5 protein-coding genes are annotated in these 8,032 nt (G+C 52.5%); all 5 read right to left on the bottom strand.

What is annotated here, in order from left to right; translation table 11 throughout:
• Positions 1-44: 44 nt before the first annotated feature.
• On the bottom strand, positions 45-1,748 hold the full coding sequence (locus Q7T06_RS06925; protein ID WP_304782447.1) for an NADH-ubiquinone oxidoreductase-F iron-sulfur binding region domain-containing protein: 1,704 nt from the start codon (positions 1,746-1,748) through the stop codon (positions 45-47).
• Positions 1,749-1,907: 159 nt separating this feature from the next.
• Positions 1,908-3,050, bottom strand: coding sequence for an ABC transporter substrate-binding protein (locus Q7T06_RS06930; protein WP_304782449.1), 1,143 nt, complete (start codon positions 3,048-3,050; stop codon positions 1,908-1,910).
• Between the two features lie 442 nt (positions 3,051-3,492).
• Entirely contained in the window at positions 3,493-4,743 is a 1,251-nt protein-coding gene (frc, locus tag Q7T06_RS06935) for a formyl-CoA transferase (protein WP_304782452.1), read from the bottom strand.
• A gap of 782 nt (positions 4,744-5,525) precedes the next feature.
• Positions 5,526-6,785 carry a formyl-CoA transferase gene (frc, locus tag Q7T06_RS06940; protein WP_304782455.1) on the bottom strand — a complete coding sequence of 420 codons (1,260 nt, stop codon included), beginning with the start codon at positions 6,783-6,785 and terminating at the stop codon, positions 5,526-5,528.
• 228 nt (positions 6,786-7,013) lie between these two features.
• The coding region (locus Q7T06_RS06945) for a thiamine pyrophosphate-dependent enzyme (RefSeq protein WP_304782458.1) at positions 7,014-8,032 on the bottom strand (1,019 nt) is incomplete at its 5' end.

Raw genomic sequence — 8,032 nt, forward strand, 5'->3', positions numbered from 1 at the left:
TAATTGCGTTCATTATCTTTTCACCTTAATCCGGGGCTGCGTGCTTAAGCCAACTCATGCGGGAAATACTTGACGACACAGTCGATAGGGTTAGGCGCAGCCTGACCCAAACCGCAAATCGACGAATCGCGCATGACTTGCGAGAGATCTTCCAGCAAACCGATATCCCATTTCGGATTCTGTATCCAGGCCGACGCCTTGGCAGTACCTACACGACACGGTGTGCACTGACCGCATGACTCGTGCTTGAAGAACTCCATCATGTTGCGTGCTGCCTGCACTGCTGTGTCCTTGTCCGACAAAACGATGACAGCAGCCGAACCGATGAAGCAGCCGTATGGTTGCAAGGTGTCGAAGTCGAGTGGAATCGTGTTCATCGATGCCGGCAAAATACCGCCCGATGCGCCGCCTGGCAGATAGCCGTAGAAAGTCTGGCCATCCAGCATGCCGCCGCAATGTTCGTCTATCAATTCCTGGATCGTGATGCCGGCTGGTGCCAGCTTGACGCCTGGATTTTTCACGCGGCCCGACACTGAATACGAACGCAGACCTTTGCGACCGTTACGTCCGTGCGAAGTAAACCACTCCCCGCCTTTTTCCAGAATGTCGCGTACCCAGTACAGGGTTTCAAAGTTGTGTTCCAGCGTAGGACGGCCGAACAAACCGACTTGCGCCACATATGGTGGACGCAAGCGCGGCATGCCGCGTTTGCCTTCTATCGATTCGATCATCGCGGATTCTTCGCCGCAGATGTAAGCGCCAGCGCCACGACGCAGGAAAATTTCCGGCATGTTGGCGATAGGCGGATGGGCTTTCAGTTTTTCCAGCTCGGCTTCCAGCATCGCGCGGCAGCCGTGGTATTCATCACGCAGGTAAATATAGATCGTTTGAATGTCGACTGCCCATGCAGCGATCAGCATGCCTTCGAGGAAGCGGTGCGGGTCGCGTTCGAGATAGACGCGATCCTTGAATGTGCCTGGCTCGCCTTCATCGATATTGACAGCCATCAGACGCGGGCCTTTTTCGCCACGCACGATGCGCCATTTGCGACCGGATGGGAAACCTGCGCCGCCCAGACCGCGGAGACCGGAATCTTCCATCGTCTTAATGACTGCTTCGACATCGCGCTCGCCGGAAATGCATTTTTTCAGCAGCTCGTAACCGCCGACTTTCGAGTATTCGGCAAAATCAACCACTTCGCCGACAGGCTGCGTAATCTGGTTGTTGCCGACTGCCGTTTGTACTGCCTCGGCGGTTGCATGAATGATAGGGTTTTGGCCCACCACAGCGACTGGCGCCTGCTCGCAACGACCGACGCAAGGTGCAGCGATCACGCGCACTTCCTTGCCCAGAATTTTCGGCAGCTTGGCCAGCAAGTCACGCGCGCCTGCCATTTCACAAGACAAGCCGTCGCATACGCGTACCGTCAATGCCTGTGGTGCAGTGCCACCTTCTTTGACGATATCGAAGTGATGATAGAAGCTCGCAACTTCATAAACTTCAGTCTGTGCCAGACGCATTTCTTGCGCCAGTGCAGCCAGATGGCTGGATGCCAGATGACCGAACTTGTCCTGGATTTTGTGCAGGTGTTCAATCAGCAAATCCGCCTGGCGCGATTCATCGCCCAGCAGTGCGCGGACTTCTTCCAGCGCAACCGGATCAACGCGACGACCTTTAGGCGCCTGACGTTTGCGTTCTTTGGTATTGACTACTTCCTGCACTGCAATTGGGATGACTTTGTGGTTCATGTTAGTTCCTAATCAACTTACAAACACCGGACCGTTATCCGGGTCTTATCAACGTGCATTTTATGCATTACGGATCGCAGAGACTTGTTTTCCTCTGCCCTCACTACACTGCCAACATCTTGCTGCCCTGCTACCAATATCTACCAGAACTGGACGATTTCAACGTACGTATCGCCCATCCCTGCCTATCAACGTCAGTTCGACAAAATTACTGCCGGTATGATCCTTGTCGCTATAGCTGACCGACACACCACCCATATCGACACGCTGCATCGATTCCAGGCCGCGCATGAAACTGTCGCGCGTCAAATTGCGACCGGCACGACGCAAACCTTCAACCATCACTTTTGCCGACAAATATCCTTCCATCGCGGCATAAGAAATCGTCGCGCCCACTGCCTTGGCTGCGACTTGAAACTCTTTACCCAAACCACTCGACGACAGATTCGGCGGCGGCGTTACTTGCGACAAGATCACGCCTGCTGCATCCGGACCCAGGTCCTTGATGAACTCCTGCGACGAGTTATTCGACAGCGTCATGACTTGCATCTTGCCACCCTGCGCGCGTATCGCCTTGATCACATCAACCGTATTAGAACCCGAGCTGACGATCACCAGCGCATCCGGTTTGGCGTTCACCACCTTGAGCGCCACTTCATTCACATTCGGTTTCAGACGCGGGAAAATTTCAATGAACGCCGGCTTCAATTTGTATTCAGCCATGCCTTTGTTGAAACCGTTCAACCCGTCCAGCCCGAGCGGATCATCCTTTTCATAGGTCAGCAAACCTATGTTTTTAAATCCCAGCGTACTGAAATGCTCTATCGCCTTGACTACTTCATCCTGATACTTGGCCCGCACATTGAATACCCAGTGATTGACCGGTGTATGCAAACTTTCTGCTCCCGTACTCGGCGCAATCAAGGGCACTTTATTTGCCGCCAGCTCCGGAAGTATCGCAATCGTGTGCGGCGTACCACGACTTTGAAACAATGCGAAGACCTTGTCCTTCTCTATCAGCACCCTGGCATTGGCCAGCGCTTTCGCCGGCAAATACTGATCGTCCAGGGTACGTATTTCAATCTTGCGGCCGTTCACGCCGCCCTGCTTGTTGACGGCCGCTATGTAAGCATGCGCGCCCTCATTCATTTCCTTGACCGTACCTGCAGCCGTCCCGGTCAGACCGATGGTTTGGCCTATCAGGATCGCATTATCTGTTACGCCATCCTCAGCATAGGCCACTTGCAAAACACCTGCCATCAACAACACAGCCGGCAGCACCTGTCTCCATCGTTTGCTCATCGATCGTCTCCTCAGAAAAACTATATATATGCTTTTTTTAACATAACTTAGGCTTCTTCAGGTGCGCGTATCTTATCGAGGCGCCCCCACCCTCAGCATTGACCGAGATCAATTTTCTACATGATCTAGAGTACATATGCGCATTCAATTAATAAATACCATAACAAAATCCGCTTTTTGCCTGCATTTTCACGGTAAAAAGAATCATTCTTATTTAAAACGCAGATTTAATGCCCGTCTGCAATCCTATCCCAAAACAGATAGTCCGCCTATTTCCGCCTTCGACGCAATTTCCATGTGTAACCGGATAAGCACATGCATTGAGTACCGTGACTACCTATGCACAGCTGTATTTTGCTGCTGCCAGCGCAAAATAAAAAAGCCCCCACCCATCAAGGTAGAGGCTTTCCATAACAAGGGCTGAGAAGCGACTTGTTTTATATTACGAGATCACGCGCTCCGCACGCAAGGCTGCGATTTGCTCTGCGGTATAGCCGAGTTGGCCAAGCACTTCTTCAGTATGCTCACCCAGCAATGGCGAACGCGTCACGTCGGTTGGACTATCCGACAATTTGATCGGGTTACCGACGGTCAGATATTTACCGCGCACTGGATGGTCAACTTCAACGATCGTACCCGTTTCACGCAACGATGGCTCTTCTGCGATTTCCTTCATCGACAGGATAGGGCCGCAAGGGATGTCGAACTTGTTGAGGATGTCCATCGCCTCAAACTTGGTCATGGTCTTGGTCCACTCTTCGACTGTTGCGAAGATGTGTTTCAAATGTGGCAGACGCGTTGCAGGCGTTGCGTACTCTGGATCCGTGAGCCACTCTTCCTTGCCGATGACCTTGCAGATCGAATCCCACACTGCACCTTGCGTGATGAAGTAAATGTAGGCATTAGGATCTGTTTCCCAGCCTTTGCATTTCAGGATGGAACCAGGCTGACCACCACCCGATGCATTGCCGGCGCGCGGCACGGAGTCGCCGAATGGGGTATCCGGATATTGTGGATACTCCTTCATGACGCCGGTACGCTCCAGACGTTGCTGATCGCGCAGTTTGACGCGGCACAGATTCAACACTGCATCCTGCATAGGTGCCAGGACTTTCTGTCCACGGCCGGTAGCATGGCGCTGCAACAACGCTGCCAGAATACCGAGCGCCAGGTGCAGGCCGGTACCGCTGTCACCGATTTGCGCACCGGTCACCATTGGTGGGCCGTCGTCAAAACCGGTAGTCGATGCAGATCCACCGGCGCATTGGGCGACGTTTTCATAAACCTTGCAATGTTCGTACGGGCCAGGGCCGAAACCTTTAACCGATGCGACGATCATTTTTGGATTGAGTTCGTTGATACGTTCCCAGGTAAAGCCCATACGGTCGAGCGCGCCCGGCGCAAAATTCTCTACCAGGACGTCACATTCCTTGATCAGGGTTTCGAGCACTTGCTTCCCTTTTGGGTTTTTAGTGTCGAGCGTGATCGAACGCTTGTTGTGGTTGAGCATCGTAAAGTACAGACTGTCTGCCTCGGGAATGTCGCGCAATTGGCCGCGTGTGGCATCGCCTTCGCCAGCACGTTCAACCTTGATCACATCTGCACCAAACCATGCCAGCAATTGGGTACATGTCGGGCCTGATTGCACGTGTGTGAAATCAAGTATGCGATAACCGCTTAATGCCTTACTCATCAACTACTCCTATCTTGTACAAAAAAGCGCAAGCGGACAAATGCCCGCTCGCGCCATGTTAAGCCAATAAAAATTGTGCATGGTTTGAGCCATGGTATCCGGGGCTTACACAGCTGAGTCACCTCAGATGTTGATCTTTGCAGATGTACGTGTTTTCTGCATCGAATCGCGCAGATATTGCTACGCGCCTGTGATCATCGATGAACACGCTTCTCTGCACCTGGCCCGGTACCGGAGTAATACAGTGTTGTTGCTTACATTCTCGCTTGCAAGACATCTCTAAAAATCAGATCCAGTATTTTTAGAGTAGCCCTGAAACATGCGTCTATACACGCACCTGTTCAAGTGGCCGTATCATATCGATCTGCCTGCGCTTCTATCATTGACCACGGTCAATTTTCATTGCATGACATTAGCTTATTACCCACAGCTTTTTATCTTTTCATCATGCTCGACTCTGTGCTGCGGGGCAACAATTCTAGCGCTGACATTAAAACCAGCATCACCTTACACAGCGGCCTCGCAAAGCAATCAAAAACCCGGACAAGCCGGCATGCGCAACGCCAGTTCCAAGTTCTGCCCAACAATGCAACGCGCGGGCACCTGCCACCGCCATGCTCAATGCCGGGCCGATTGGCTACTATATCACCCGGCTATCACTCGTCATCAAGTTCGCAAAAAAACATGCCTGCCTGCATACGCCCCTAGAAGAGCGCAGACGCATAAAAAAACGGCGCCCGTGGGCGCCGTTTTTGCAAGCTGAAAACCAGCCCGGATATTTCTTAGACTGATTTCGATGCGTGCAGTGCAGCGATCTGGTCCTTGGTGTAACCCAAGCCTGCCAACACTTCATCAGTGTGCTCACCCAACAACGGCGAAGCAGTAATTTCCGGCTTCATGTCGGAGAATTTGATCGGGCTACCAACGGTCAGGTACTTGTCGCCACGGCCTTTGTGCTCGACTTCAACGATGGTGCCGCTGGCACGCAACGATGGATCGTTAGCCAGTTCTTTCATCGACATTACAGGTGCGCATGGGATGTCGAATTTACGCAGGTAATCGACAGCTTCGAACTTGGTTTTGTCTTTGAGCCATTCTTCGATAGTCGCGAAAATATCGAAAATCTTGTCTTGGCGTGCGTCAGGTGTGTTGTACGCCGGATCTTCGATCCACTCTTCCTTGCCGAGCGCTTTGCAGATTGGAGGCCAAGCGTGATCTTGCACGGTGAAGTAGATGTATGCGTTAGGATCGGTTTCCCAGCCCTTGCATTTCAGTACCCAACCTGGCTGACCGCCACCGCCTGCGTTACCACCACGTGGCACGACGTCGGTGAAAGTACCGTGTGGGTATTGTGGGTATTCCTTCAGGAAGCCCAGTTTGTCCAGACGTTGCTGATCGCGCAGCTTGACGCGGCACAGATTCAACACGGCATCTTGCATGGACACAGCCACTTTTTGGCCTTTGCCGGTTTTTTGACGGCCCATCAGAGCAGTCAGGATACCAATAGCCAGGTGCATACCGGTGTTGGAATCGCCCAGAGCAGCAGCGGAAACAGTCGGTGGGCCGTCCCAGAAACCGGTTGTCGACGCAGCGCCGCCAGCGCATTGCGCGACGTTTTCGTAGACTTTCAAGTCTTCATAGTGGTGACCATCGCTGAAACCCTTGACCGATGCCATGATCATGCCTGGGTTCAGTTCCTGGATACGTGCCCACGAAAAGCCCATACGATCCAAAGCGCCTGGACCGAAGTTTTCAACCATCACGTCGGATTCTTTGATCAGCTTTTCCAGAACTTCCTTGCCTGCTGGAGTTTTGGTATCCAGGGTCAGGGAACGTTTGTTGCTGTTCAGCATGGTGAAGTACAGAGCGTCAGCATCTGGGATGTCGCGCAACTGGTTACGTGTCACGTCGCCGGAGCCTGGGCGTTCAACTTTAATCACGTCAGCGCCGAACCAAGCCAGCAACTGTGTACATGCCGGACCAGCTTGTACGTGGGTGAAATCGATAATCTTAACGCCTGCTAATGGTAAATTTTGACTCATGATTGGTAGATTTCCTTATCAATCGTTTAACTTGACTCCTGAAGCCAACTTGCCGGTGCCTCAGGAAGTGAAAAACCACCCGGACGAATCCAGGTGGAATCGCGCCATTTCTACATGGCTATATTCCAATACAACTTGGAGTTTTTAACATACTAGTCTAGTGCTGCATCCTGAACAGTGTCAAGTGCATGGCGCGACTGGAACTCGCCCGATCGCGCCACTTAACTATTACTTCTTCTTGCCGATCGTGCTGACAATATTCAGGTTACCGATACGACCTGATTCCACGCCTGCTGCCGGATCGATAATTGCATCGATGATGGTAGGCTTGCCTGATTTCAGGGAAGCTTCCAAAGCCTTGGCCAGTTGTTCCGGAGTTTCAGCGCGTACGCCTTCGCCGCCCAGAGCAATACTCAATTGATCGTACTTGGTGTTTGGGTTGAACAACATGCATGAGAATTGGTGTGCTGGATTTGCTTCGTCACCGCGGTAGATACCGCCGTTGTTCATGATGATGACGGTTACAGGCAGGTTGTAACGGGTGATTGTTTCGTATTCCATTGCGCTGAAACCAAATGCGCTATCGCCGCAAATCGCAACGACAGGCTTGCCGGTTTCAACAGCAGCAGCAACAGCCGAACCCATACCGATACCCATGACGCCCCAAGTGCCTGTGTCAACGCGTTTGCGTGGCAGGTACTGGTCGATCACCATACGTGCGTTGTCGAGGGTGTTTGCACCTTCGTTAACCAGCGTGATGTCTGGGTAGTTTTTCAACACGTCACGGATTGCGCCGAGCGAGTTGAAGTAGTTCATGACTGGAGTAGCTGCCGTCAACTTGCTGGCCAGCTTGCCTTTGGTGGTGGTAACGCGCTCAGCGATAGCACCCATCCATTCGGTAGGCTTGGTCATGCCTTTCAGGCCAGCGCGCAATGCGTTGACGCAAGAAGCGACGTCACCAACCAACGGTGCGGCGATAGGCACGTTGCTATCCATTTCGTTAGCCTGGATGTCGATCTGCACGAATTTCTTCGCGCCGCCCCAGGTTTTGCCCTTGCCATGTGACAGCAGCCAGTTCAGACGAGCGCCGATCAGCACGACGACGTCGGACTCTTGCAATACCATCGAACGCGCAGCAGCAGCGCATTGTGGATGGGTATCAGAGACCAGACCTTTAGCCATCGACATAGGTGTGAATGGGATACCTGTTTCTTCGATCAGCGCTTTGATGTCTGCGTCGCATTGTG

Source organism: Herminiimonas sp. (genome assembly GCF_030645555.1).
Classification (GTDB): Bacteria; Pseudomonadota; Gammaproteobacteria; order Burkholderiales; family Burkholderiaceae_D; genus Oxalicibacterium.

Coding starts and splice junctions, on each gene's coding strand:
- Q7T06_RS06925 (WP_304782447.1), bottom strand. CDS start 1,748: ATGAACCACAAAGTCATCCCAATTGCAGTGCAGGAAGTAGTCAATACC.
- Q7T06_RS06930 (WP_304782449.1), bottom strand. CDS start 3,050: ATGAGCAAACGATGGAGACAGGTGCTGCCGGCTGTGTTGTTGATGGCA.
- frc (WP_304782452.1), bottom strand. CDS start 4,743: ATGAGTAAGGCATTAAGCGGTTATCGCATACTTGATTTCACACACGTG.
- frc (WP_304782455.1), bottom strand. CDS start 6,785: ATGAGTCAAAATTTACCATTAGCAGGCGTTAAGATTATCGATTTCACC.